The 25,420-nt window shown below is 55.2% G+C and carries 23 protein-coding genes; 20 read left to right on the top strand and 3 right to left on the bottom strand.

The features are described 5' to 3' along the window. Nucleotides 1-18 precede the first annotated feature (18 nt). Nucleotides 19-576 (bottom strand): gamma carbonic anhydrase family protein, encoded by a 558-nt coding sequence (locus ACE419_RS03365; RefSeq protein ID WP_435720999.1) that lies wholly within the window; start codon nucleotides 574-576, stop codon nucleotides 19-21. A gap of 85 nt (nucleotides 577-661) precedes the next feature. Continuing rightward, on the bottom strand, nucleotides 662-1,513 hold the full coding sequence (locus tag ACE419_RS03370; RefSeq protein ID WP_435721000.1) for a transglycosylase domain-containing protein: 852 nt from the start codon (nucleotides 1,511-1,513) through the stop codon (nucleotides 662-664). Nucleotides 1,514-1,714: 201 nt separating this feature from the next. Here ACE419_RS03370 and argC point away from each other — a divergent pair, with 201 nt between their 5' ends. From argC to argH, 7 genes are all read left to right on the top strand, one after another. Then, nucleotides 1,715-2,749, top strand: a complete 1,035-nt coding sequence (gene argC, locus ACE419_RS03375) for an N-acetyl-gamma-glutamyl-phosphate reductase (RefSeq protein WP_435721001.1) — start codon at nucleotides 1,715-1,717, stop codon at nucleotides 2,747-2,749. Between the two features lie 65 nt (nucleotides 2,750-2,814). Continuing rightward, nucleotides 2,815-4,026 carry a bifunctional glutamate N-acetyltransferase/amino-acid acetyltransferase ArgJ gene (gene argJ / locus ACE419_RS03380; RefSeq protein ID WP_435721002.1) on the top strand — a complete coding sequence of 404 codons (1,212 nt, stop codon included), beginning with the start codon at nucleotides 2,815-2,817 and terminating at the stop codon, nucleotides 4,024-4,026. Nucleotides 4,027-4,107: 81 nt separating this feature from the next. After that, nucleotides 4,108-4,995, top strand: coding sequence for an acetylglutamate kinase (gene argB, locus ACE419_RS03385; protein ID WP_432647661.1), 888 nt, complete (start codon nucleotides 4,108-4,110; stop codon nucleotides 4,993-4,995). Nucleotides 4,996-5,079: 84 nt separating this feature from the next. Beyond that, nucleotides 5,080-6,288 carry an acetylornithine transaminase gene (locus ACE419_RS03390; protein ID WP_435721003.1) on the top strand — a complete coding sequence of 403 codons (1,209 nt, stop codon included), beginning with the start codon at nucleotides 5,080-5,082 and terminating at the stop codon, nucleotides 6,286-6,288. 245 nt (nucleotides 6,289-6,533) lie between these two features. Then, nucleotides 6,534-7,466, top strand: coding sequence for an ornithine carbamoyltransferase (gene argF / locus ACE419_RS03395; protein ID WP_435721004.1), 933 nt, complete (start codon nucleotides 6,534-6,536; stop codon nucleotides 7,464-7,466). 95 nt (nucleotides 7,467-7,561) lie between these two features. Beyond that, the gene (locus ACE419_RS03400) at nucleotides 7,562-8,770 is read left to right on the top strand and encodes an argininosuccinate synthase (protein WP_435721005.1); all 1,209 of its coding nucleotides are present in this window, start codon (nucleotides 7,562-7,564) and stop codon (nucleotides 8,768-8,770) included. Then, nucleotides 8,770-10,197, top strand: coding sequence for an argininosuccinate lyase (gene argH / locus ACE419_RS03405; RefSeq protein WP_435721007.1), 1,428 nt, complete (start codon nucleotides 8,770-8,772; stop codon nucleotides 10,195-10,197). Before ACE419_RS03400 ends, argH begins: the two co-directional genes overlap by 1 nt. 100 nt (nucleotides 10,198-10,297) lie before the next feature. On the opposite strand, the gene ACE419_RS03410 is transcribed toward argH, so the two are convergent. Continuing rightward, complete coding sequence (locus ACE419_RS03410; RefSeq protein WP_435721009.1) at nucleotides 10,298-11,482, bottom strand: SGNH/GDSL hydrolase family protein; 1,185 nt, start codon at nucleotides 11,480-11,482, stop codon at nucleotides 10,298-10,300. A 261-nt stretch (nucleotides 11,483-11,743) separates the two neighbouring features. On the opposite strand from ACE419_RS03410, the gene ACE419_RS03415 reads away from it, so the two are divergent. The 13 genes from ACE419_RS03415 to yihA all read left to right on the top strand — a co-directional run bounded on the left by ACE419_RS03415 (nucleotide 11,744) and on the right by yihA (nucleotide 25,325). Further along, nucleotides 11,744-13,597 carry an acyltransferase family protein gene (locus ACE419_RS03415; protein WP_435721011.1) on the top strand — a complete coding sequence of 618 codons (1,854 nt, stop codon included), beginning with the start codon at nucleotides 11,744-11,746 and terminating at the stop codon, nucleotides 13,595-13,597. A gap of 128 nt (nucleotides 13,598-13,725) precedes the next feature. Continuing rightward, complete coding sequence (locus ACE419_RS03420; protein WP_435721013.1) at nucleotides 13,726-14,340, top strand: hypothetical protein; 615 nt, start codon at nucleotides 13,726-13,728, stop codon at nucleotides 14,338-14,340. Nucleotides 14,341-14,452: 112 nt separating this feature from the next. Further along, a complete protein-coding gene (locus ACE419_RS03425) occupies nucleotides 14,453-14,701 on the top strand; it encodes a hypothetical protein (protein WP_432648110.1) in 249 nt (82 codons plus the stop codon). 39 nt (nucleotides 14,702-14,740) lie between these two features. Further along, nucleotides 14,741-15,571, top strand: coding sequence for an HAD family hydrolase (locus tag ACE419_RS03430; RefSeq protein ID WP_435721014.1), 831 nt, complete (start codon nucleotides 14,741-14,743; stop codon nucleotides 15,569-15,571). Nucleotides 15,572-15,662: 91 nt separating this feature from the next. Next, nucleotides 15,663-16,664, top strand: a complete 1,002-nt coding sequence (locus ACE419_RS03435; RefSeq protein WP_435721244.1) for a ComEC/Rec2 family competence protein — start codon at nucleotides 15,663-15,665, stop codon at nucleotides 16,662-16,664. Further along, complete coding sequence (locus ACE419_RS03440; protein WP_435721015.1) at nucleotides 16,661-16,873, top strand: DUF3006 domain-containing protein; 213 nt, start codon at nucleotides 16,661-16,663, stop codon at nucleotides 16,871-16,873. The genes ACE419_RS03435 and ACE419_RS03440 overlap by 4 nt, the downstream gene beginning before the upstream one ends. 73 nt (nucleotides 16,874-16,946) lie before the next feature. Then, nucleotides 16,947-18,020, top strand: coding sequence for an N-acetylmuramoyl-L-alanine amidase family protein (locus ACE419_RS03445; RefSeq protein WP_435721016.1), 1,074 nt, complete (start codon nucleotides 16,947-16,949; stop codon nucleotides 18,018-18,020). Between the two features lie 119 nt (nucleotides 18,021-18,139). Continuing rightward, a complete protein-coding gene (locus ACE419_RS03450; RefSeq protein WP_435721017.1) occupies nucleotides 18,140-18,739 on the top strand; it encodes a GerMN domain-containing protein in 600 nt (199 codons plus the stop codon). A gap of 189 nt (nucleotides 18,740-18,928) precedes the next feature. Further along, nucleotides 18,929-20,218 carry a trigger factor gene (tig, locus tag ACE419_RS03455; protein ID WP_432647967.1) on the top strand — a complete coding sequence of 430 codons (1,290 nt, stop codon included), beginning with the start codon at nucleotides 18,929-18,931 and terminating at the stop codon, nucleotides 20,216-20,218. A 24-nt stretch (nucleotides 20,219-20,242) separates the two neighbouring features. Further along, complete coding sequence (gene clpP / locus ACE419_RS03460) at nucleotides 20,243-20,866, top strand: ATP-dependent Clp endopeptidase proteolytic subunit ClpP (RefSeq protein WP_432647966.1); 624 nt, start codon at nucleotides 20,243-20,245, stop codon at nucleotides 20,864-20,866. Nucleotides 20,867-20,877: 11 nt separating this feature from the next. Beyond that, nucleotides 20,878-22,158 carry an ATP-dependent Clp protease ATP-binding subunit ClpX gene (clpX, locus tag ACE419_RS03465; RefSeq protein ID WP_432647965.1) on the top strand — a complete coding sequence of 427 codons (1,281 nt, stop codon included), beginning with the start codon at nucleotides 20,878-20,880 and terminating at the stop codon, nucleotides 22,156-22,158. Nucleotides 22,159-22,234: 76 nt separating this feature from the next. Continuing rightward, the gene (gene lon / locus ACE419_RS03470) at nucleotides 22,235-24,661 is read left to right on the top strand and encodes an endopeptidase La (protein ID WP_435721018.1); all 2,427 of its coding nucleotides are present in this window, start codon (nucleotides 22,235-22,237) and stop codon (nucleotides 24,659-24,661) included. A gap of 13 nt (nucleotides 24,662-24,674) precedes the next feature. After that, on the top strand, nucleotides 24,675-25,325 hold the full coding sequence (gene yihA, locus ACE419_RS03475; RefSeq protein WP_435721245.1) for a ribosome biogenesis GTP-binding protein YihA/YsxC: 651 nt from the start codon (nucleotides 24,675-24,677) through the stop codon (nucleotides 25,323-25,325). Nucleotides 25,326-25,420 lie beyond the last annotated feature (95 nt).

Genomic DNA, 25,420 nt, shown 5'->3' on the forward strand with positions numbered 1-25,420 from the left:
ATCTCTCGCCGTGGTGCCTCAGATAATCTTCTCCCCATGATAAGTCTCCCCGCCGATCTCCGGTGCGAGCCCGTACCCGACCGACCAAAGCGTTTTGTATTTGACGGCTTGGGCGTGGATGGCGGCGAGGCGGTCGATGGTCTTTTTGACTTGGCCGGGGATGCCGACGACGAGGGAGTTTGGCGGGATGACGGCGTTTTCTTTGACGAGGGCGCCGGCGGCGATGATGGAGCCACTGCCGATGGTGGCTCCTGAGAGAACTGTGGCGTTCATGCCGATGAGGACGTTGTCTTCGACGGTGCAGGCGTGGACGATGGCGCCGTGGCCGATGGTTACGAAACGGCCGATGATGCACGGGCCGTTATCTTCGACGTGCAGGCAGGCCGTGTCCTGTACATTGGAGTAGGCGCCGATGCGGATAAAGCCGACGTCGCCGCGCACGACGGCCGCGGGCCAGATGCTCGCGTATTTTGCGACTTCGACGTCGCCGAGTACGACGGCACCGGGGGCGAGGAAGGCTTCGTCATCGATTTTCGGGGTGTGGCCCTGATAGGCCGTGCTGCTTAATGTGTACATAGGGGTTCCTTTCTATTATATAGAAGAAAAATGCGAAATGCATATAAGATGCAAAGAAAGACAAGACGCGGGGGTCTTGTCTTTTTTAGTGCGCTAAGTAAATGGGCTTGATTTTTGCGTCTTCGGCAATGCCCTTGTCGATGTAGCCGCAGTTCACCATGGCGTCGAGAACGACGAACTGGCGTTTTTTGGCCATCATGAAGTCGACGTACGGAGAGTAGAGGGACGGGGCGTTCGGGAGTCCTGCTAGCATGGCGGCTTCGGGCAGCTGCAGGTCGCGCGGTTTTTTGCCGAAGTAGCCTTCGGCGGCCGGTCCGATGCCGTAGTAGCTCGAGCCGTAGTAGATGGTGTTGAGGTACATTTCGAGGATTTCGTCCTTGGAGTAGCACCATTCCATGTCGAGGGCCAGCACGAATTCTTCGGTTTTGCGGCCAAAGGACTGTTCGTGGGAGAGAAAGAGGTTTTTGACGAGCTGCTGCGTGATGGTGCTCGCACCTTCTTCAATCTCGCCCGACTGCAGGTTGACGAGTGCTGCGCGCAGGATGCCTTCAAAGTCAAAGCCGTGATGGCTGTAAAAACGCTTGTCCTCGACGGCGACCACGGCCTGCTGCATGGAGTCGGGGATGTCTTCGAGCTTGACGTAATGGGGGTCGTGCTTGTTGACGCGGCTATTGACGGCGCGCTGCAGGAAGAGGACGCGCGAAAGGCGCTCGGACATTTTTGGATTTTCGGTTACGTTGTCACCCATTTCGTTGGCGGGGACGCTCTGCGTCGGCCGCGGCAGGAAGCCGCTGGCGTTTTGCCACGTATGGGCGGAGAAAATCGCGCTGCCTCCCGAGAGGAAAAAAGCGGCGCAAAAGATGATAATCAGTAAAAAAAGAAAGCGGATCAGCCGTTTCGGCGACCGCCGTCGTCTTCTCGTTGCCAAAAAAAACACTCCTTTGTCTTCCTATTATAACATGAGCCGTGTTTTTCGTCAGCTCAGCAGGGGGCCTTGGGCGCATTTTTCGGTTTTTGTAAGTTTTTTGTAAAAAACCGTGTAAATTTGTAAATTAGGGGTTGCAATATTATACATGGTAGTTGTATAATTATAACCATCAATCAAGAGAGAAGTCATTCCCGGAGGAGGAATTCAGATATGAAAGTCAGTGTCCTAGGTGCAACGGGATATGCGGGAGCGGAGCTTCTGCGCATCCTTTACAATCATCCAAAGGCTGAGGTCGTGCACATCACGTCGGAGAGCCATACGGGTGAAAATATCACGGAGCTTTATCCGCATCTGCGAGGCCTTTACGATATGAAGCTCGAGAGCATGAAGGATATCGAGGCCATTGGCAAGGACAGTGACTTCGTCTTTATCGGTCTGCCGCATGGCCACGCGATGAAGGTGGGCAAGGCCCTTGAGAAGCTGCCCGTACGCATCATCGACCTCGGCGCCGATTACCGCTTCCGCGATACGTCGGTCTATGAGGCCTGGTACCATGTGCCGCACACGCATCCGGATGCCAAGAGGGTTTACGGGCTTGCCGAGCTCTACCGCGAGGAAATCCGCGATGCCAAGATCATCGGCAATGCCGGCTGCTTCACGACGGCGAGCATCCTTGCGCTTGCACCTCTTGCCCGTCAGCATCTCATCGATGTCAATACGATTATCGTCGATGCAAAGTCGGGTGTGTCGGGGGCAGGCCGTTCGCCGAAACAGGCCAACCACTTCCCGGAGCTCTACGATAATTTCCGTGCTTACAACGTGGCTCATCACCGACATACACCGGAAATCGAGCAGGCCGTCACGGACCTTTCGGGCGAAAAGACGGTCATCAACTTCACGCCGCATCTCGTGCCGATGTCGCGCGGCATTCTCGCCACGTGCTATGCGAGCCTCAAGGCTGATGTCACGCCGGAACTCGTCGATGCCGCATTCGAGAAGGCTTACAGCAAGGAACATTTCATCCGTCTGCTTGGCCGCGGCGGCTATCCGTCGACGAAGGAAGTCCGCGGCTCGAATTTCTGTGATATCGCTTGGCACATCGACGAACGCACGCACCGCGTGATTGTGCTCTCGGCCATTGACAACCTCGTCAAGGGCGCTGCCGGTCAGGCCGTGCAGAACTTCAACATCGCCTGCGGCTTTGATGAAAAGACGGGCCTTGACTTTGTGCCGATGTACCCATAATGCTCATAAATACACATAAGAAATCTCTCATATACAGTTGATAAATGCTAAGGAGGAAATCCACCATGGTCAATGAATTTGCAAATACGGCGGGCGTTACGTTCCCGCAGGGCTTTAAGGCCGCCGGTGTCAAAGCCGGCATCAAGAAGAGCGGCAACCTCGATGTCGCTGTGATTTACACGGAGAAAGAAGCCGTCGTCGCCGGTACGTTCACGCAGAACGCGGTCGCCGCAGCTCCTGTCTACGCTTCGAAGGCCGTCGTCGCTACCGGCACGGCACATGCCATTGTCGCCAATGCCGGCTGCGCTAATGCCTGCACGGGGGAACAGGGCGATAAGGACGCAAAGAAGACGCAGAAAATCGCCGCACAGGCGCTTGGCTGCGACCCTCTCGACGTCATCGTCGCTTCGACGGGCGTCATCGGCGTCAACCTGCCGATGGATAAGATGGAAAAAGGCGTGAACGAAGCCATCAAGGAGCTGTCAGAGAACGGCAGCAGCAATGCCAGCCACGCCATCATGACGACGGATACACATCCGAAGACAGCAGCTCTGGAAATCACGCTCGGCGGCAAGAACGTCCGCTTCGGCGTCATCGCGAAGGGCTCGGGCATGATTCAGCCGAACATGGCCACGATGCTCTGCTTCATCACGACGGATGCTGCGATTGACGGCAAGCTCGCCCAGAAGGCCCTGTCCGAAGTTGTCAACACGTCCTTCAATATGATTTCGATTGACGGCGATATGAGCACGAACGATATGGTCATCGTCATGGCCAACGGTGCTGCCGGCAACGAGAAGATCACGACGGAAAATGAAGATTACGAGACGTTCAAGGCCACGCTCGACAAGCTCTGCAAGGAATTTGCCAAGGAGATTGCCGATGACGGCGAGGGCGCGACGAAGTTCCTGACGATTCATGTCACGGGCACGAAGACTTTTGCAGATGCCAAGCAGATTGGCATGAGCGTCGCCAAGAGCCCGCTGGTCAAGACGGCGTTCTTCGGTGCTGACCCGAACTGGGGCCGTGTCATCTGTGCCGTCGGTTATGCCGGCGTGCCGATGGACCCCGAGAAAACCGTAGTCAAGTTCGGTGACATTCCGGTCTATGCACATGGTGTCGGTGCCGAGCACGATGATGAAGCTCTGGCAGACGTCATGGCCCAGCATGATATCACGATCAGCATTGACATGGGCGAAGGCGGGGAAGAGGCAACGGTCTGGACCTGCGACTTCTCTTACGAATACGTCAAGATCAACGGGGAGTATCACACCTAATAGGTACCCGCTGACTTCGAATCAGGGAATATATCGGGAGAATCGGGATATTCAATACGTTCAGGAAGGATGCTTTATAATATGACATTTACAGCCAAGGACAAAGCTGCCATCCTTGTCGAGGCTTTGCCGTACATCCAGGAGTTCTACGGCAAGACCATCGTTATAAAATACGGCGGCAACGCGATGATCAACGAAGACCTCAAGGAAAAAGTCATGCAGGATGTCGCTTTGATGAAATATGTCGGCATTCGTCCGGTCATTGTGCATGGCGGCGGTCCGGAGATCACGGGCTTTTTGAAGAAAGTCGGCAAGCAGTCGTCTTTTGTCGCCGGACTGCGCGTGACGGATGCGGAGACGGTCGAGATCGCCGAAATGGTGCTCGACGGCAAGGTCAATTCGGAAATTGTCAATCTGCTCAACGGACGCGGCGTGCGCGCCGTCGGGCTGTCGGGCAAGGACGCAGGGCTCATTCAGGCACAGAAGAAGCTCGCGACGGTCTACGAGGGTGACGAGAAGAAAAAAGTCGATATCGGCTATGTCGGCTCCGTGACGAAAATCAACGAGACGCTGATTGAGGACCTGCTCGACCAGGACTACGTGCCGGTCATCGCGCCAATCGGCGTCGGCGAGCACGGCGAAAGCTATAATATCAATGCCGACTATGTCGCGGCGGAAATCGCCGGTGCGCTGCACGCCGAGAAGCTCCTGCTGCTGACGGATGTCGAGGGCATCTACAAAGATTTCAACGACAAGTCGTCGTTCATCTCGACCCTGAACATGCACGAGGCCCGTCAGTACATCAAAGAGGGCATCATCAAGGGCGGCATGATCCCGAAAGTCGAGGCCTGCCTGACTTCTCTCGAAAAGGGCACGGGCAAGACGCATATCATCGACGGCCGCCTCGACCACTCGATTATCCTCGAGATCTTCACCTCACAGGGTATTGGCACACAGGTTGTGCATTGAGGCATTGAGGCATTGAGGCATTGAGGCATTGAGGCATTGAGGCATTAAGGCATACTCAGATAGAACAAGGACGTGAATATATATATGAAGGAAACGGATCAGGAAATATTCCAGAAAGACGCGCAGGATTATCTGCCGGTCTTCAATCGCTACAAGATTGTTCTTGACCATGGCGAAGGCGCGTATGTCTGGGATAACAACGGCAAGAAGTACCTCGACTTTTTAGGGGGCATTGCCGTCAATGTGCTCGGCCATGACTATAAACCTCTGGTCAAGGCCATCTCCGACCAGGCTGCCAAGCTCATTCATGTGTCAAATCTCTATTACACGCAGCCGCAGGCCGATGCTGCCGCGAAGCTCGTCAAGCTCAGCGGCCTCGATAAGGCGTTCTTCGGCAACTCCGGTGCAGAGGCCAATGAAGGTGCCATCAAGATTGCGCGCAAATACGCCCATCAGATCTCACCGGACAAATCCCAGATCATCACGGCCTGGGACAGCTTCCACGGCCGCACGATCGCGACGCTGACAGCTACGGGCCAGCCGAAGTATCATGAAGGCTTTGGTCCTCTGCCGGACGGCTTTGACTACGTGCATTACAATGACATCGAAGAGCTCGAAAGCATGATGAGCGACAAGACGGCTGCAGTCATGCTCGAGACGATTCAGGGCGAGGGCGGCGTCTACACGCCGGAGAAGGACTACTTGAAGAAAGTCCGCGCGCTCTGCGACAAATACGGTGCTCTGCTGATTTTCGATGAGATTCAGGCCGGCATCGGCCGCAGCGGCAAATTCTTCGCCTATGAGAAATACGGCGTCAAGCCGGATATCGTCACCCTGGCCAAAGGTCTCGCGGGCGGCGTGCCCATCGGCGCGTTCATCGTGACGGATGAAGTGGCCAAGGCATTCCATGCCGGCGACCACGGTACGACTTTTGGCGGCAATCCGTTGGCCTGCGCGGCAGCCAATGTCGTGCTCGACACGGTGCCGAAGGAAGAGTTCCTCGCTCATGTCGAGGAAGTCGGCAGTTACTTCAAGCAGCAGCTCCAGGAACTCCAGAAAAAACATCCGTCACTCATCACGGATGTCCGCGGCACGGGCCTGATCCTCGGCGCGGAGCTCAGTTCTGCGGAGCACGGCCGCGATATCGTCAACGACTGCCTCGCCGAAGGTGCCATCATCAACTGCACGGCCGGCAAGGTCCTGCGCTTTATCCCGCCGCTCATCATCACGAAGCAGCAGGTCGACACGGTCGTCCTGACGCTCGACGATGTACTGAACAAGTACGACAAATAAAAAATACTGCTAAACAAGAAAAAACAGCGAAAAGTAAGAATTACGGCGCCATTTCGGGCGCCGTTTTTCTATTATGCAAAAAAAGTTGAATATAAATGCAAAAAAAATGCATACCTACACTTCACAAGCGGACGATTATGCGGTATAATATAAACCATAGTTAAGAAAACGATATTTCGCGACTATGATTTCACTTTTATTTTTACTTTTATCGTTCCAGTAGTTCCACTATGGGAGGTCATCAAATGCTGAAAGGAAAAGATTTGTTATCCATCCACGAGCTTTCCGTGGATGAGGTACAGGAAATCCTGGCGCTCGCCAAGGAGCTCAAAGCAAAGCAGAAAGCCGGTGTCCCGCATAAAATTCTCGCGGGCAAGACGCTCGGCATGATTTTTGAGAAGTCCTCGACGCGAACGCGAGTATCCTTCGAGACGGGCATGTACCAGCTCGGCGGTCAGGCTCTTTTCCTTTCCAACCGCGACCTGCAGCTGGGACGAGGCGAGCCAATCCGCGATACGGCCCGCGTGCTCTCGCGCTACCTTGACGGCATCATGATCCGCACGTTCGGTCATGACAGAGTCGAGGAGCTCGCCAAATGGGCTGACATTCCGGTCATCAACGCTTTGACGGATCTTCTTCATCCGTGCCAGGTGCTCACCGACCTTTTGACGATTGAGGAGTACAAGGGCAAGAACCTCAAAGGCCTGAAGATGGCTTATGTTGGCGATGGCAACAACATGACGAACTCCTTCCTCTATGGCTGTGCCAAGGTCGGCATGACGTTCGTCGCTGCTACGCCGGAAAATTACCGTCCGAACGCCGAGGTTTACAAGAATGCACTCGAGGATGCCAAGGAGACGGGCGCGGAGCTCAGTCTTGTGACGGACCCGCACGAAGCCGTCAAGGATGCCGATATCGTCGTGACGGATACCTGGGCCAGCATGGGTCAGGAAGCCGAGCACGAAGAGCGCAAGAAGATCTTTGCACCGTATCAGGTCAACAAAGAGCTCCTGAAGGGCGCCGACAAACGCGTCATCGTCATGCACTGCCTGCCGGCTTACCGCGGCGAGGAGATCACGGAAGAGGTCCTCGAGGCCAACGCCAACGTCATCTTTGACGAAGCGGAGAACCGCCTGCACACGCAGAAGGCTATCATGGCTCTCTTGATGGCAGACTGAGCAGCTTAAAGTATTAGTGAATCAATGAATTTGTGAATTACCTTCCTTAATATAGTAGATATGGGGAAGGAGATATAGGAAAAGAGGTTATTATCATGGCTAAAGTCAACAAAGTCGTACTCGCATATTCCGGCGGTCTCGATACCTCCGTTATCATCCCTTGGCTCAAAGAGCATTATGATGGCTGCGAAGTCATTGCCTGCTGCGCCGATGTCGGTCAGGGCGATGAGCTCGATGTCGTCCATGACAAGGCACTGGCATCCGGTGCTTCGAAGGTCTACATCGCAGACCTCAAGGAAGAATTCCTGAAAGAGTACGTTTGGCCGACGCTCAAAGCTGGTGCTGTTTACGAAGATAAGTACCTGCTCGGCACGTCGTTTGCACGTCCGGTCATCGCTAAGAAGCTCGTCGAAATCGCTAAGAAAGAGGGCGCTGACGCCATTGCTCACGGTGCAACGGGCAAAGGCAACGATCAGGTCCGTTTCGAACTGACGGTCAAGGCACTGGCTCCGAACATGAAAATCATCGCTCCGTGGCGTGAGTGGGACCTCGACTCCCGTTCTGCAGAGCTCGAATATGCAAAGAAGCACAATATTCCTATCTCCACGGGTGCTAAGACGTACTCGATGGACCGCAACATCTGGCATCTTTCGCATGAAGGTGCAGACCTCGAGGACCCGGCCAACGAGCCGCATGACAGCATGTTCCTGATTTCGAAGGCTCCGAAGGATGCTCCGGACAAACCGGAATACGTCACGGTTGACTTTGAGAAGGGCGAGCCGGTCGCTGTCAACGGCGAGAAACTTGGTGCTGTTGAACTCCTGACGAAGCTCAACGAAATCGGTGCACGCAACGGCGTTGGCATCACGGACCTCTGCGAGAACCGTCTGGTCGGCATGAAATCCCGCGGCGTCTATGAGAACCCGGGCGGAGCTATCCTTTACTATGCTCACCGTGAACTCGAGTATCTCTGCCTCGACCGCATGACGTACCACTTCAAGCAGCACGTTGCCATCCGTTACGGCGAGCTCGTCTATGACGGCATGTGGTTCTGCCAGCTGCGCGAAGCTCTCGCTGCTTTCGTCGACAGCACGCAGCAGACGGTTACGGGTACGGTTAAGCTCAAACTCTACAAGGGCAGCATCATCTCCGCTGGCTCCAAGAGCCCGTATTCCCTCTACAGCAAGGAATATGTCACGTTCGAGCATGACGATGTTTACAACCAGGCCGATGCTACGGGCTTCATCAACCTCTTTGGCCTGCCGCTCAAGGTACGTGCCCTGATGCAGGAGAAGAATAAGTAATGAGCAAGGCTATGTGGGGAGGCCGTTTCTCCAAATCTACGGATGAAATGATCAACGAGTTTCAGGCCTCCATCAATTTCGATAAGCGCATGTACCACGAGGATATCGCCGGTTCTATCGCGCATGCGACGATGCTCGCTAAATGCGGCATCATCAGCGAAGAGGACCGCGACAAGATCATTGCCGGCCTCAAGGATATCCTGAAGCAGATTGAAGAGGGCAATTTCAAATTCTCTGTCGACCTCGAAGATATCCATATGAACATCGAGAAACGCCTGACCGACGCCATTGGCGAAGCAGGCGGCCGCCTGCACACGGCGCGCAGCCGCAACGACCAGGTCGCGCTTGACACGCACATGTACATCCGCCGCGAAGTCGTCGCCGTGCAGAAGGAAATCGAAAATCTGCAGCGCGCACTCGTCGAAACGGCCGAGAAGTACAGCGATGTCATCATGCCGGGCTATACGCACCTGCAGCGTGCGCAGCCAATCCTGTTTTCGCATCATCTGCTCGCGTACTTTGGCATGCTCTCGCGTGACTTTGCCCGCTTTGAAGGCGTTTACAAGCGCGCGGACATCATGCCTTTAGGCGCGGGTGCCCTTGCCGGCACGACGTTCCCGATTGACCGCGAGTTTGTGCAGAAACAGCTCAACTTCGAGAATATCTACACGAACAGCATGGATGCCGTCAGCGACCGCGACTACATCATGGAGTTCCTCGCTGCCGCGTCCATCCTCATGGTCCATCTGTCGCGTCTGTCGGAGGAGACCATTCTCTGGTGCAGCCGCGAGTTCCACTTCGTCGAGCTCGACGATGCCCACTGCACGGGTTCGTCGATGATGCCGCAGAAGAAAAACCCGGATGTCTCCGAGCTCGTTCGCGGCAAGACGGGCCGCGTCATCGGCCATCTCATGGCCATGCTGACGACAGTCAAAGGCCTGCCGCTGGCGTACAACAAGGATCTGCAGGAAGACAAGGAAGGCATTTTCGATGCCATTGACACCGTCAAGTTCAGCCTCGCTGTCTATGCCCAGCTGATCCGCGGCATGAAAGTCCGCAAGGACGTCATGAAAAAGGCCGTCACGGAGGATTTCTCCAACGCGACGGACCTCGCCGACTACCTCGTCAAGAAGGGCATGCCGTTTAGAAAGGCCCATGCCGTTTCCGGACAGGCCGTGCATGACTGCATCGAGAAGGGCATCTACCTCGAGGACATGAGTCTTGAAGACTTCAAGAAGCTCTCGCCGCTCTTTGGTGAGGACATCAAGGAAGCCATCAGCCCCGAGACCTGCGTCAAAAACCGCAATTCGCTCGGCGGCACCTCGTACAAGCAGGTGGACATGCAGCTTGCCGCTGCCAAAGACCTGCTGAGCACGGAAGAAAAGATTTCCGACAAGGCTGCTGACAAGCAGATTCAGGTCAAATAAAACCTCTTTTCTCCAACAAAAATCCCTGATTCCATTCAATTGAAAGATTGAAAGGCGGAATCAGGGATTTTGTTTGTTTCCAATTCGTTTGTCAATTTGTTCAGGGGAAAAGAATTTTTGTGATTTGTGGGGCAAGGAAGGCCGCGAGCTTGGCAGAGCCTGCTTTGGTAGGATGCGTGCCGTCGCCGACGAAATCTTCGGCCTGCAGCAGGGGCTGCGGGATATTGAGGGGAATATAGGTGACAGGCAGGCCCTCGGCCGCGGCCTTTTGGCTGGCTTCTGCAATCCAGAGGCCAGCGAGCGGCGTAATCATGCTCGGTACGGGCTCCAGGCAGATAAGCGGAGCTTTGGGATTCATTTCGTGTACGGTATGAATGAGGTCAAGATAAGCTTTGACGTATTCCTGATGATAGGGGCGGCGCTTTTTGTCGCTGAAGTCATTTGTACCCATGGCGATGATGACGGCATCGACGGGGAGCTTTTCACTTTGCCAGAGAGTATTTTCCTTGACTTTTCTGCCGCCAAAGAAGGTCCAGCGGTATCGTTCTGCGGTATGGAGCCCCTTGTCGGGCCACGCGGCGCCCCAGTTGTGCACGACGCCCTCGCCGGATTTGGCGAGCACGCTGTAGTCGGCGTGGAGCAGGCGCGCGAGCTGCGGGGCAAAGGACATGGAGCCGTCTTCAATGTCGGCGTCATTTTTGCCGTGCTTTTTGCCGTCGTTGCGGAAACCGGCCGTGATGGAGTCGCCGATAAATTCAAGGCGCATTTTTTTCGTCGTGCTGAGACGGGGATTTGGCGATAAAGCCGGGAAAATTGACTTTGCCGCTGGTGCTGCTTTGGCAACAGCTGAGCCGCTTGAGTCGGTTAAATCGGTTAAGTCAGTCGAGTCAGTCGAGTCAGTCGAGTCGGTGACAAGGCCGTCAAAATGGCTGATGCCGTACAGGCCTTCGGTCGCGCGTTCAAGGCGCAGGGTATGGCGTCCGTCGGGCAGATTTTTGGCGAGCAGAGTTGGCTGGCCCTGCGCGGCACGGATTTTTTTCGGCTGCTGACCGTCAATCGTGATAAGCCAGCGGTTTTTCTCGTCGTGCAGTTTGGCGCTGACTTCCGTGCCGGTGAAATCTGCTTCGATATAGACGGCTCCCTGCGCCGCGGCGCGGCTGCCGTCTTTTTCCGCCTGCCAGCGGCCTTCGTAATGAAGGGCAGGGGAGTCTGCCGGAATTTCTGCGGCAAGGGCAGCAGCAGGCAGCAGCAGGCCTGCCGTGCAGAAGAGCATGATTTTCTTCAACAGGTTGTTTCGTTCCTTTTTCCGGGATTTTCCGAACTGTATCATCGTGCGTTGTTGTTCCTTCCTATTATAATAGATGTTCGTTCGCGTTTTCTTGCTTGTTTTTCATTTTGCGGCTTGCTTTTTCTCTCATAGTATTCTATATTATAAATTATATGTGTGAAGGCGCACGAAAACAAGTGCGCAGAAAATTTTCACAATAAAGAAAAATAAATGACATAAGATGCTAATAGATATGATAGATAATAGGGGTTGATTTTAGTGGCTTTATTTGGGAGGCCAACAGCCGGCAGGAAGCATATTGAGGGACTCGATGTACTGCGCACGCTGGCAATTGTCGGTGTCACGCTGTTTCACATGTTTCCGGACGGACTGCCCGGCGGCTATCTCGGCGTCTCGCTTTTCTTCGTGCTCACGGGCTTTTTGCTTGCCTATACGAGCAAGAGAAGCTGGCTTGAACACCGTTTCCGCGTCAAAAATTATTACTGGAAGCGCATCAAGCGCATCTATCCGTCGCTTTTAATCGTGCTTTTGACGACGATTGGTATTTTCTCGTTTGTCCTGCCGAAGGCCGTGGCAGCCGTCCGGCCGGAGTTTTTCTCCATCGTCTTTGGTTACAACAACTGGTGGCAGATTGCGCAGAACGCCGATTATTTCACGCGCCTGACGAATGCCTCGCCGTTTACGCATCTATGGTTCATGGGCATCGAGCTGCAGTATTACCTCATCTGGCCGGTGCTGTTTGCCCTTTACGCATTTCTTGATATTCTTGTCGGGCGCAGGGCAGGACTGGCCGTCATGGCGGTGCTGGCTCTCGGCTCGGCCGCCGTTATGCCGCTGATGTATGAGCCAAATATGGACGTCACGCGTCTTTATTATGGTACGGATACGCGTATTTACGCGCTGCTCTTCGGTGCCGTGCTCGGCCTTTGGTGGGTCGACAGGCCCGCGGGGCGTCTCTCTTCGTGGCAGACCGTGCTCTGTTATCTTGGCTGGCCTCTGCTGCTCGGCGTGACGATTGCCTCGTACTTCCTGCTGGACGGGCAGAATTCCTTCACGTATCAGGGCGGCATGCTGCTCATGACCGTTGTCTTCTGCCTGCTTTTGCTGCTGACGGCTGACAGCCGCCTGCTCATCGGCACGATGCTCGAGAGTCCCGCGCTTAAATGGCTCGGCTGGTTCGGCAAGCGGAGCTACGGCATTTATCTTTGGCAGTATCCGGTCATTTACCTCTTCGCGAAGATGGGCTGGATTCAGCTGCCGTATTACGCCGTACTCGAAATCGCCGCCATTCTGCTCCTGACCATCTGGTCGGACGCCCTTGCGAGTGTCATCACGACGCGCCGCCTGCCGGCCTTCAACGGCCATCATGTGGCCATGGCCTGCGCTTTTCTGCTGGCCTTTACGGTGCCGGGGCTGACATTTATGGGCTTTGGCAGCCATGCTGTCGTCGTCTCCGCTGAGCAGAAAGTCAGCGATACCGGAGAGCTGCAGGCAAGACTCGCGGCCAACAAGGCTGAAGAGCAGCAGGCAAATGATGCGGCCGCAGCTCAGACTGCTCCTGCAGCAGCCGATGGCAATGTCGATGACGCCAATGTCGACCTTTCGGGCGTGGCCTGCATCGGCGACTCCGTCATGCTCGGTTCCTCGGGGGATCTGCGCAAGGTGCTGCCGGGCTGCTACATCGACGCCGAGGTCTCGCGCTATGTCGGCGGCGGCCTGGACGCGGCGAAGGAACTCGATGCACAGGGACGTCTCGGCAAAAACGTCGTCATCGCGCTCGGCACGAACGGCCCGATTGCCGGCTACGAGAAATACGAAGTCCAGACGCGTGCTCTCTTAGAGTATCTCGGCCCCGACCGCCATATCTTCTGGGTCAATGTCTACTGTCCGGAACTCTCGTGGCAGCAGACGAACAACGATTACCTCGCGAACATGGTTCAGGAACATCCGAATGTCACGATTGTCGACTGGTACAGCCTGATTGCCCAGCATCCGGACTGGCTGTCGGGAGACGGCATCCACCCGAATGACCAGGGCACGGAGGCCTATGCAAAGCTCGTGCACGATACGATGGTCCGGACGCTTGCTGCTGACCATGACGCAGAGTCGTGAAACCGTGAAGACTGAAACATAAAATTGAAAAATAAAGGGGAAGGAAAGCTCATTATTTCAGGGGCTTTCCTTTACTTTTCAGAATCGCCGCTTATACTTTAAGCTAGATTTTAAAAGGAGTGATACTTATGCTGATGCTGATTCTTGTCCTTGGCGTCAACCTCGTCATCAGTTTTCTCAATGCGCGCAATGTCGGCCGCGTTTGGGCCGAATCAAAGGCTGTCGGCGGCTGGATTCGCCTGCTCGCCTGGTGCGGTGCCATCCAGTCGGCTGCGGGCTTTACGTTTGTCTACGCCGTAGTCGTCGGCTACATCGCCGTGAGCACGGGCTATCTGCCGCCCGCGATGCTCGGTGTCATGATGAACCTCATCTACCTCATGATCATCGTGCCGCTCATTGGCTCGGGCATTTTCATCACGATTCAGTCGTGGATTGCCTTTGCCCGCGACAAGTCGCTGTCGAATCTCGGTGTCGCAGGCTGGAACACCTTTGCTCAGGCTTACAACACGTACAACGCCATCCAGAGCTTTGGCCCGGCACTCGACAGTGTCCAGCAGGGGCTCGGCGGCCTGTTCTCGGGTGATGAGGACAGCGACAACTCGACGGCCCGCGTCATCCTGCTCGTCGCCATCGTGCTTCTCGCCGGTGTCCTGACGACTTCGGTCATCGTGCGCCGCTATGAGGCGAGCCTGCCGGTTTCGGAGGAAATCCGCCGCGGCACGCGCGACCTTGAGTACCGTTAAGCCATAAAATTTCATGTAACGGATTTTTCATCGAGGTTCCAAAACACTTGAATCCGACTCCAATCTCGAGTAGTATAGAAACAAGAATACACTAGAGATTGGGGTTTTTCATTTGTCTAAGAATCATATGAATAAAAATCTGCCGAAGCGCACAAATCAGCCGCAGGCCGGGGGGCCGAACAGCTGGCTCAAGCAGGCCATCAAGCCGATGGACATCATGATTGGCATTGCAGCCGTCTACATCTTTTATGCGACGGACTTTGACAACATGTCGACGTTTGACTTGATTTTCATCGTGACATTTGCCATCTGGTTCGTCCTGACGCTGGCGCGCTGTGTCATTTATTATCGGAAGTCCTGATATTTTTATCGTTCTTTTGGGGATTTAGGGGGAATGTCTGTGGAACAGCAGAACGAGCAGAACAAACAGAACAAACATAAAAAAGCCGTGTTCTTCGATATCGACGGCACGCTCATCAACATCATGACGGGGCAGACGCATATCGCGGAGCCCGTCAAAAAGGCCATCCGCGCCCTGCGCGCAGCGGGAAACTGCACGTTCATCGCGAGCGGCCGGCCCTATGTATATCTTGACCCGGAGCTCACACAGGAAGGGCTGTTCGACGGCTATGTGCTCATGAACGGCGCAGTCGTGCTGCTCGGCGACAAAGTCGTCTACAAGCAGCCGCTGCCGAAAAAGACGGTCGAGGAGATCACCGCACTTTCCGAGGAGCACGATGTCGAATACATTCTCGAGGGCACGCAGAATGTCTATCTGAAGCCCGAGTACAAGCTCACGGAAAACTTTTACCGCAGCATCGATGTCGACGTGACAAAATTCGTGCGCCATTACGACCTCAAGAAAATCGATGTGGCCAAGATGGAGTTTGCGTCGGAGGATGCGGGCGGCCACGGCCTCTTTGACAAACTTCTCGCATGGCCGGGGCTTACGGGCCTCATGGACCCGTACCATAAGAAGAATATGGAGCTCTATGCAGCGGATGTAACGAAAGGCTCGGGCATTCTGCATGCCCTGTCGTATCTCGGCATCCCCGTCAAAGACAGCTTTGCCTTTGGCGACGGGCTCAACGATATCGAGATGATGGAGACGGTCGGCACGAGCCTTGTCATGGGCAACGCGCGGCCGCAGCTCAAGGAAATCGCCGACCACGTCGTGCCGTCCGTCGACGACAACGGTGTGGCTGCCGGCATCCAGCAGTATCTGCTCTGATGCTCCTGCAAAAGCCTGAGCAGCATTTTAGTACATAAAGAAATTTGGTTTATTTGGTTTAGGGGGAACGATTTTGAGAAAGAAAATTGGCATGATTCTTGGCATCGTCATGCTGGCTGTGGCGGTCCTCGCCGGCTGCGGCAGCCAGACGTCATCCTCGTCCTCGTCTTCTTCATCGGCGGCCAGTGCGAAGTCTTCGTCAACGGCACAGGCGGGCAAGGATGTCACGATCAAGATGCTCAACGTCGGACAGGGGGATTCGATTCTCATTCAGACAGCCGAGCAGACGGTGCTCATCGATACGAGTGATGTCGATGAACGCGACAAATTCAAGCGCGAGCTCGACAAGGCCGGCGTCAAGAAAATCGACAAGGTCATCCTGACGCATCCTCATGCCGACCACATCGGCGGCATGGACGTGCTTTTAAAGGATTATCAGGTCGGCGAGGTCTACGACAACGGCCAGCCGTCCACGTCCAAGGTTTATCTCGGCTACATGAAACAGCTCAAAGCCAAGGGTATCAAGCGTCAGGCACTCAAGGCCGGCGATGTGCTCGATTTTGGCGGCGGCGTTTCGTTCAAGGTGTTCTATCCGACGCAGGAGCTCATCGACAAGGGCAGTCAGAAGGGCTACAAGCATGACCCGAACAACGAATCCGTTGTCGGCAAGCTCATCTACGGCGACTTCTCGATGCTGTTCACGGGCGATGCCGAGCAGCCGGTCGAGGAACAGCTCTTAAAGACGAATGCAGCGGACCTCAAGAGCACGATTTTGAAGTCCCCGCACCACGGCAGCAGCACGGGCTCTTCCGTGCCGTACCTCAAGGCCGTCTGGCCTGACGCTGTCCTGATTTCCTGCGGCGTGAACAACGATTACGGCCATCCGCACACGGACGTGCTCGCGCGCTATCTCGGCAAGAGCACCTACACAGACCGCCGCGACGGCTCGCAGAAGAAGACAAAGCTCGTCAAGAACGACAAGGGACAGACCTATAAGGGCAAAGTCTACGAGACCGACAAGAACGGCACGATTACTGTGACGACGAATGGCAAGGATTACAGCATCAAGGCAGAGGAAGGTGACGCACAATGACGATTTCCGCCTATGTTGACCGCTTTGAAGGCGACCTCGCCGTACTTTATCTCGGCGAAGACGACAATATGAAGAAAGTCAATTTCCCCAAGAGTTATCTGCCGGAGGGCGTCGGCGAGGGCGACTACCTGCGCCTCGACATCACTTATGACAAAGAAACCACGGAAAAAGCCGAGCAGGAAGCACTTGACCTGCTCAAAGACGATTGACAATTACTGACGATTATTGATGATTGACGAAATTCCCGATATCCCGTTTCTAACGTTTAAGGAGGAACTCTTTTTGTTCAGCAGAATATGCCGCATAGCAGCGGTATTTGCTATGCTCATTTCGTTTGCGGCTCTCTTCATGCCGCAGAACACCGAAGCTGCCAAACGCGAGGCCGTGCACAGCCTCAATTATTTCCAGTCGTATGAGACGACGGTCGACGGCCGCAAGGCCCTGCGCATCGAAATCGGCATGGACCGCGACAACGTGACGTACGATGTCACGACGCGTCCTTACCTGCAGAAGCAGCTCGTCATCGACCTCTCGAATACGGTGCCGGGCAAACTCAAGGCGAACTACGCGCCCAAGAGCAAGCTTTCCAAGGGCGTCCATATCCATGAGCTCGAAGCGCGTCATACGCAGGTGCTCATCGACTGTGCGAATCCGGTGCTTGACGGCAGCTATGCCGTCCATGCCGAGCCGGCCGACCGCAAGGCGAAAAAACCGTACCGCCTTGTCATTGACCTCTTCGCCTCGGGCGGTGTAAACAGCTCGTCTGAGCGTGTTGACGGCGTTCAGGGTCATTCCATCGTCATCGACCCGGGCCACGGCGGCAGCGATACGGGTGCCGTCGGTCCGACGGGCGTGACGGAAGCCTCGGTTACCCTCGGCGTCTCGAAGGACCTGCGCACGATTCTCGAGAATTCCGGCGCGCGCGTCACGATGACGCGTGACAGCGACCGCGATGTCTACGGCCCGTTCGCGACGGACCGTCAGGAGCTGCAGGCCCGCGTCAACGTCGGCGAATACACGCCGGGTGCAGAAATCTTCGTCTCGATTCACTGCAACGCCTTCTCGAATCCGGCTTCAAACGGCATGGAGACGTACTATTATGCAGGTTCTTCCAAGGGCGAACGTCTCGCGACACTCGTCAACGAGGAACTCGACAAGGCCGAAGGCCTGTTCAACCGCGGCGTCAAGACGGCAAACTTCTACGTCATCAAGCATTCGAGCATGCCGGCCACACTTGCCGAACTCGCCTTCATCACGAACCCGCACGAAGAACAGCTGCTCGCCAACAGCCAGTACCAGATGAAGCTCGCGACAGCTATCGCGCGTGCCATCGGCCGTTATTTCAGCGGCAACTGAGCAAAATCAGCAGGAAAAGTTGCTTACAACGCAGAATTCTTCCTACAATAACTAATAACAGCGAATGATGCTGAATAATGCTACGGATGCAATCGAAACAGAATAGGAGATGAAGCAGAATGAAAAAGTATTTGCGGTATATGCTGATGGGCATTGCCATTCTCGCTCTCGTCGTCGTGGCGGGCTGTGGCGGCAACTCGAACGGCAAAGGAGCAGCCGACAATGGCTCGTCCTCGTCCGTGCAGGCAGAAAACACGGCGCCGGCAAGCTCGGCAAGCTCGTCTTCGGGCGCGCAGAAGAAAGACCAGAAACTCACGATCAAGGTCTATTACCCGAACGACCAGGGCACGAAGCTCATCGCCGTCAAGCGCACGGTAACGCTCGACCAGCAGGAAAAATACACGGCAGCCATGGAATCCCTGATGGAAGGCACGACGGAGAAGGGCCAGACGAACATCATCCCAAAACAGGCCAAACTCAAGAGCGTCAAAGTCGAGAACGGCACGGCCACGGTTGACTTCTCGCAGGAACTCAAAAAGAACTTCGTCGGCGGCTCGACCGGTGAGACCATGCTCGTCGGCTCCATCGTCGACACCCTGACGGAATTCCCGGAAGTCAAGCAAGTCCAGATCCTCATCGAGGGCAAAAAAGTCGAAACCCTCGGCGGCCACATGGACCTTACCCAGCCGCTCACGCGCATGACGGATTTGCTCAAATAAGCTCTGCGTCAATCTTTATACAGTAAAATATTGATTTTTTGACTTTATGAGCCGCAAGTGCGCAGAAATCCTTGTATTTCTGCGCACTTTATGTTATGATAAAATCCATATGGCATGTTTTTGTGGCTGACCAAGCCGGAACTGGCCAATCAATATGCAATTAAATGATACAGGAGGTCATTTTACACAATGAAAGTTACGGTAGAAAATGGAGAGAACCAGCAGGTCACTCTGACGATTGAAGTCGAGGCAGCAGAAGTCAACAAGGCCGTTGAGCAGGCTTGCAAGCGCCTTGCAAACCGCGTCAATATCCCGGGTTTCCGCAAGGGCAAGGCTCCGCGCATGATCGTTGAGCGTCACGTTGGCAAGGATGCTGTCCTGCAGGAAGCTTTCGATATCGTTGCTCCGAAGGCCCTCAACAATGCTTTTGATGAGCAGAAGATCGAGCCGGTAACGCGTCCGAATGTTGACATCGTTACGCTCGAAGAGGGCAAGGACCTCGTCTTCAAGGCTACGGTTACGCCGCGTCCGGAAGTTAAACTCGGCGAATACAAGGGCCTTAAAGTAGAGAAGGCTGCCGTCAACATCACGGATGAGGATGTTGAGAAACAGCTCAAGACGTTCCAGGACCGTCAGGGCAAGCTCGTTGACGCTCCGGAAGGTGCAGAAGTCAAAGACGGCGACTTCACGACGCTCGATTTCAAGGGTTTTGTCGATGGCGAAGCTTTCGACGGCGGCGAAGGCAAGGATTATCCGCTGCAGATTGGTTCCAAGAGCTTCATCCCGGGCTTTGAGGATCAGCTCATCGGCGCTAAGATCGGTGAAGAGCGTGACGTCAACGTCAAGTTCCCGGAAGAGTACCATGCCAAAGAGCTCGCTGGCAAAGACGCTACGTTCAAATGCACGATCCGCAGCATCAAGACGAAAGAGCTGCCGGCTATCGATGACGAACTCGCTAAGAAAGTCAGCAAGTTCCAGACTCTTGATGAGCTCAAGGCTGACATCCGCAAGAACCTCGAAGAGAATGCAGAGCGCACGGCTGAGAACGACCAGAAGAGCGCTGCCATCGAGATGGCTACGAACAACATCACGGTTGACATCCCGGCTGTCATGATCGACAACCGCGTAACGGCCATGATTCAGGAAATGGCTATGCGCCTTGAGCAGCAGGGCATGAAGCTCGAGCAGTACCTGCAGTACGCCGGCACGGACATCGCCAAGATCCGCGAGCAGTATCGCGAGACGGCTGAGAAGAACGTCAAGACGGATCTCATGCTCGAGGAAGTTGCCAAAGCTGAGAACATTAAAGTAGAAGGTAAAGATCTGGATGCTGAGGTCGCTGCTATGGCAGCTGCTTATGGCGCTACGCCGCAGCAGGTCCAGAAAATCATCAAAGAACAGGGCCGCATCGGCGATCTGGCTGCATCCGTACTCCGCAAGAAGACGGCACAGTTCATCATCGACAACATCGCTGAATAATCGCCCTGATATGGGGGTATACCTATGAGTTATGTACCAATGGTCGTAGAGCGTTCCAACACGGGTGAGCGCGCGTATGATATCTATTCGCGTCTTTTAAAGGACCGCATCATCTTTTTGGGCGGGCCGATTGACGACGCTGTCGCCAATACGGTCGTTGCGCAGCTCTTGTTCCTTGAATCCGAAGATCCGGACAAGGACATCCATCTGTACATCAACAGCCCGGGCGGTGTCGTCACGGCAGGTCTGGCTATCTATGATACGATGCAGTACATCAAGCCGGATGTTTCGACGATTTGCATTGGTCAGGCTGCGAGCATGGGCGCACTGCTCCTTACGGCAGGTGCCAAAGGCAAGCGCTATGCGCTGCCGAATGCCCGCATCATGATTCATCAGCCGCTCGGCGGCGCACAGGGCCAGTCGACGGATATCCAGATTCAGGCGCGCGAGATTCAGCGCATCCGTGAAGTCATCAACGATATCCTCGTAGAGTCGACGGGCAAGGACCGCGAGACGGTCGTTGCCGATACGGAACGCGATAACTTCATGACGGCTGCAGAAGCCAAGGCTTATGGCCTCGTCGACGAAGTGATCACTCGTCCGGCAGGCTCTTCCAAGAAGGGTAAGAAGTCAGAAGCCAAGGCGTAAGAGGTGAGGTCATGTTGAAGTTTGGGGATGAAAAAGGCCAGCTCAAGTGCTCGTTCTGCGGCAAGACGCAGGACCAGGTGCGCAAGCTGGTAGCCGGTCCTGGTGTTTACATCTGTGATGAATGCATCGAGCTCTGCAACGAAATCATCGAAGAGGAATTCAACGACGATGTCGAGGTCGAGCTCAAGGACGTCCCAAAACCGAAGGACATCCGTGCAATCCTTGACCAGTACGTCATTGGACAGGACGAGGCCAAAAAGACCTTGTCCGTGGCTGTCTACAACCATTATAAACGCATCAATATGGGACAGGGCAAAGCAGCGGAGGATGTGGAACTTGCAAAATCCAACATTCTCATGATTGGCCCGACGGGCAGCGGCAAGACGCTTTTGGCGCAGTCGCTCGCACGTATCCTCAACGTGCCGTTTGCCATCGCGGACGCGACGGCGCTGACGGAAGCCGGTTATGTCGGCGAAGACGTTGAGAATATCCTGTTGAAGCTCATTCAGGCCGCCGACTACGATGTCGAGAAGGCCGAGCGCGGCATCATCTACATCGATGAAATCGATAAGATTGCGCGCAAATCCGAGAATCCGTCCATCACACGCGATGTGTCGGGCGAGGGCGTCCAGCAGGCGCTCTTGAAGATTCTCGAAGGAACGACGGCTTCCGTACCGCCGCAGGGCGGCCGCAAGCATCCGCATCAGGAGCTCATCCAGATCGATACGACGAATATCCTCTTTATCTGCGGCGGTGCCTTTGACGGCATCGACAAGATCATCGAGTCGCGTCTCGGTCAGAAACAGATGGGCTTTGGTGCGCCGATTAAGTCGAAGCGCCAGAAGAGCATCGGTGATACGCTGCGCAAAGTGCTGCCGGAGGACCTCTTAAAAAGCGGTCTGATTCCGGAGTTCATCGGCCGTCTGCCTGTCGTCGTGACACTCGACGCGCTCGATGAAAACGCACTCGTGAACATCCTGACCCAGCCGAAGAACGCTCTCGTCAAGCAGTATCAGAAGCTCCTCGAACTCGACGGAGTCAAGCTGACGTTTGACGACGACGCCCTGCGCCAGATTGCCAAAGAGGCACTGAAGCGCAAGACAGGGGCCCGCGGCCTGCGCTCCATCATCGAGGGCATCATGCGCAATGTCATGTATGAAGTCCCCTCGATTGAAGGCGTGACGGCCTGCCGGGTGACGAAGGATGTCGTCACATCCAAGAAAGATCCGATCCTGACCATCGACGAAAAGGCGAAGGCCAAGAGCAAGGACGGAAAAGAAGAATCTGCCTGAGGCGGATTTTAGCAAGGCGCTGCCAAGGCAGCGCCTTGTATTTTATATAGATTTATTTGTTAAAGGAGGGAAAGATATGCCGGAAAAGAAGACATTGCCGCTTTTGCCGCTGCGCGGCATGGTGGTATTTCCCTATATGATCATTCATCTCGACGTCGGCCGTGAACGGTCGCTCGCGGCTCTCGAAAAAGCCATGGTCGGCGACCGCCGCATTATGCTGACGGCGCAGCGCGATGCCGACCAGGATGACCCGAAGCGCGAGGATATTTACCCGATTGGCACGGTCGTCTCCATCAGCCAGCTCATCAAGATGCCGGGAGGCACCGTCCGCGTGCTCGTCGAGGGCGAAAAACGCGCGGCCATCGAGGAATACCGTTCCCTGGATGATTACGACGAGGTCGATGTCGAGGTCTACACGGACCCGATTGATACATCCCTGCCGATGGAAGCCGCGACGCGTGCGGTCATCCACGAATTTGAAGAATGGGTCAAGATTTCGAGGAAGATTCCGGAGGAGACATTGGTCTCCGTTGCCATCATCGACGATGCCGGCCGTCTGGCTGACCTCATCGCGAGCCATTTGAACCTCAAGCTCGAGGTGCGTCAGGAGCTCATTGACTGCATCGATGTCAAGGAACGCCTGAAGAAACTCTACGAGGTCCTCGCGCGCGAGCTCGAAATCCTGCACATGGAGCAGAAAATCAACGTCAAGGTCCGCCAGAAGATGGACAAGATGCAGCGCGACTATTATCTGCGCGAACAGATGAAGGTCATTCGCAAGGAACTCGGCGACAAGGACGACATGGCCTCGGACATCGAGCTTTACCGCGAAAAACTAAGCGAGGGCAAATATCCGGACGAAGTCAAGAAGGCCGTGGAGCGCGAGCTGCATCGCCTTGAGAGCATGAACAGCATGAACACGGAGACAAGCGTCATCCGCAATTATGTCGAATGGCTCTTGGAGCTGCCGTGGGAAAAGGAATCGAAAGATACCGTCAGCATTGAGAAGGCCGCGAAAATCCTCGACCATGACCATTACGGCCTGAAGAAAGTTAAGGACCGCATCCTCGACTTCCTCGCCGTGCATCAGCTGGCAAAAGACAAGAGTGCGCCGATTCTCTGCCTCGTCGGTCCGCCGGGCGTCGGCAAGACGTCGCTGGCAGCCTCTGTCGCGAGAGCCACGGGGCGCAAATTCATCCGCGCCTCGCTCGGCGGCGTGCGCGATGAAGCCGAAATCCGCGGCCACCGCCGCACGTATGTCGGGGCCATGCCGGGCCGCATCATCGAAGGCATCCGCAACGCGGGCACGCGCAATCCGGTCTTTCTGTTGGATGAGGTCGACAAACTCTCGATGGATTACCACGGCGACCCGTCGTCGGCGCTTCTTGAGGTCCTCGACCCCGCTCAGAACAAGACGTTCAGCGACCATTTCATCGATATCCCGTTTGACCTTTCGAAGGTCTTCTGGATTGTCACGGCCAATGACCTCGGCAATATTCCGCGTCCGCTGCGCGACCGCATGGAAATCATCACGCTTTCGAGCTACACGGAATACGAGAAACTCGAAATTGCCAAGCGCTATCTCGTCGCGCGCCAGCGTGAAGAAAACGGCCTGACGGGCAAAGATGTCCACTTTGGCGCGGGCGTACTGCAGGAAATCATCGAGTACTACACGCGCGAGTCGGGTGTGCGCGAGCTCGAACGCCTGATTGGCCAGGTCTGCCGCAAGGCCGCACGCAAAATCGTCGAAGGTGCAGACAGGCCCATCCGCGTGACGAAGCACAATCTGCCGGACTTCCTCGGCCGTCTCAAATACCTCGAGACGAAGGCCGAGAAGGAGCCGCAGGTCGGCGTGGTCACGGGTATGGCCTGGACTGAAGTCGGCGGCGACATCCTGCCGACCGAAGTCACAGTCCTCAAGGGCAAGGGCAAACTCATCCTCACGGGCCAGCTCGGCGACGTCATGCAGGAATCGGCGCAGGCCGGACTTTCCTACATCCGCAGCCGTGCCGACAAACTCGGCCTGCCCGAAGATTTCTACGAAAAAGATGATATCCACATCCATTTACCGGAAGGCGCCGTGCCGAAAGACGGTCCGTCGGCCGGCATCACGATGGCCACGGCCATGATCTCGGCCCTGACGGGCCGCAAAGTCCGCAGCGATGTCGCCATGACAGGGGAAATCACCCTGCGCGGCAACGTCCTGCCGATTGGCGGCCTCAAGGAAAAGGTGCTCGCAGCTTACCGCGAGGGCATGAAGACCATCATCCTGCCGCAGGAAAATGTCCGCGACATCGAGGACATCCCGAAGCCCGTGCGCGACAAACTCGAATTCGTGCCGGTCAAGCACATGGACGAAGTCCTGAAAGTCGCTTTGCTGCCGAGAGAAGATAACGAAGATAAAGAAACTCCAGAAGAGAAAAAAGCGGTCAAAACAGAGGCAAAAGAATCCGCAGAAAGTGCGGAGCAGGCAGATACAGCAAACAAAGAGGAAAGGGGCTGAGCTTATGCCGGAAATGCCAGAAAAAAAGGCGGTCGAAAGTGTCATCATCACGCAGGGCAAGTACATTGCCTCGGCTGTCAAAAAAGACCAGTACCCTGAGCGCGAACTGCCGGAGGTCGTCTTCATCGGGCGTTCCAATGTCGGCAAATCCTCGCTGATTAACTCTTTGACGCGTATCCGCGGCCTGGCGCGCGTTTCTTCCCAGCCGGGCAAGACGCAGACCATCAACTTCTTCGAGCTCACGGCCAAAATTCTCGACAAGGAGACGAACGAAGAAGCCATCCGCAAGGATTTTTACCTCGTCGACCTGCCGGGCTACGGCTATGCCAAGACGGGCAAGGAACGCCGCAAAATCTGGAAAAAATTCATCGACGAATACCTGTTGACCTCGCCGCAGCTGCAGTTTGTCTGTCAGCTTATCGATATCCGCCATGAGCCCATGGCCTCCGATATCGAGATGTTCAACTGGCTCGTCGGGAACAATATTCCGGTGCTCATCGTGGCGACAAAGGCCGACAAGCTCGGCAAAAACGCCCGCCAGAAGAATATCGCGGCCATCCGCCGCGCGCTCGGCGTCAAGGAGCTCTCCATCCTGCCGTATTCTTCCGTAAAAAATGAAGGGCGTTCAGATTTACTTGACGTCATACGGGATATTCTAGTATAATAAAGATAACGAAAGATGAATTGGATTCACGTTTCGCGTGAGTCCAATTTTTTTTAGAGCTGTGTACTTATATTATAGGAAGAAACGAGCAATTA

This window comes from Mitsuokella apri (genome assembly GCF_047974105.1).
Classification (GTDB): Bacteria; Bacillota; Negativicutes; order Selenomonadales; family Selenomonadaceae; genus Mitsuokella.

Excerpts from the sequence above, each read along its gene's own strand:
- ACE419_RS03440 (WP_435721015.1), top strand. The coding sequence starts at position 16,661 with ATGACGATTTCCGCCTATGTTGACCGCTTTGAAGGCGACCTCGCCGTA.
- argH (WP_435721007.1), top strand. The coding sequence starts at position 8,770 with ATGAGCAAGGCTATGTGGGGAGGCCGTTTCTCCAAATCTACGGATGAA.
- clpX (WP_432647965.1), top strand. The coding sequence starts at position 20,878 with ATGTTGAAGTTTGGGGATGAAAAAGGCCAGCTCAAGTGCTCGTTCTGC.
- argJ (WP_435721002.1), top strand. The coding sequence starts at position 2,815 with ATGGTCAATGAATTTGCAAATACGGCGGGCGTTACGTTCCCGCAGGGC.
- ACE419_RS03420 (WP_435721013.1), top strand. The coding sequence starts at position 13,726 with ATGCTGATGCTGATTCTTGTCCTTGGCGTCAACCTCGTCATCAGTTTT.
- clpP (WP_432647966.1), top strand. The coding sequence starts at position 20,243 with ATGAGTTATGTACCAATGGTCGTAGAGCGTTCCAACACGGGTGAGCGC.
- ACE419_RS03450 (WP_435721017.1), top strand. The coding sequence starts at position 18,140 with ATGAAAAAGTATTTGCGGTATATGCTGATGGGCATTGCCATTCTCGCT.
- ACE419_RS03365 (WP_435720999.1), bottom strand. The coding sequence starts at position 576 with ATGTACACATTAAGCAGCACGGCCTATCAGGGCCACACCCCGAAAATC.
- argC (WP_435721001.1), top strand. The coding sequence starts at position 1,715 with ATGAAAGTCAGTGTCCTAGGTGCAACGGGATATGCGGGAGCGGAGCTT.
- yihA (WP_435721245.1), top strand. The coding sequence starts at position 24,675 with ATGCCAGAAAAAAAGGCGGTCGAAAGTGTCATCATCACGCAGGGCAAG.
- ACE419_RS03400 (WP_435721005.1), top strand. The coding sequence starts at position 7,562 with ATGGCTAAAGTCAACAAAGTCGTACTCGCATATTCCGGCGGTCTCGAT.
- ACE419_RS03390 (WP_435721003.1), top strand. The coding sequence starts at position 5,080 with ATGAAGGAAACGGATCAGGAAATATTCCAGAAAGACGCGCAGGATTAT.
- tig (WP_432647967.1), top strand. The coding sequence starts at position 18,929 with ATGAAAGTTACGGTAGAAAATGGAGAGAACCAGCAGGTCACTCTGACG.
- lon (WP_435721018.1), top strand. The coding sequence starts at position 22,235 with ATGCCGGAAAAGAAGACATTGCCGCTTTTGCCGCTGCGCGGCATGGTG.
- argB (WP_432647661.1), top strand. The coding sequence starts at position 4,108 with ATGACATTTACAGCCAAGGACAAAGCTGCCATCCTTGTCGAGGCTTTG.
- ACE419_RS03435 (WP_435721244.1), top strand. The coding sequence starts at position 15,663 with ATGATTCTTGGCATCGTCATGCTGGCTGTGGCGGTCCTCGCCGGCTGC.
- argF (WP_435721004.1), top strand. The coding sequence starts at position 6,534 with ATGCTGAAAGGAAAAGATTTGTTATCCATCCACGAGCTTTCCGTGGAT.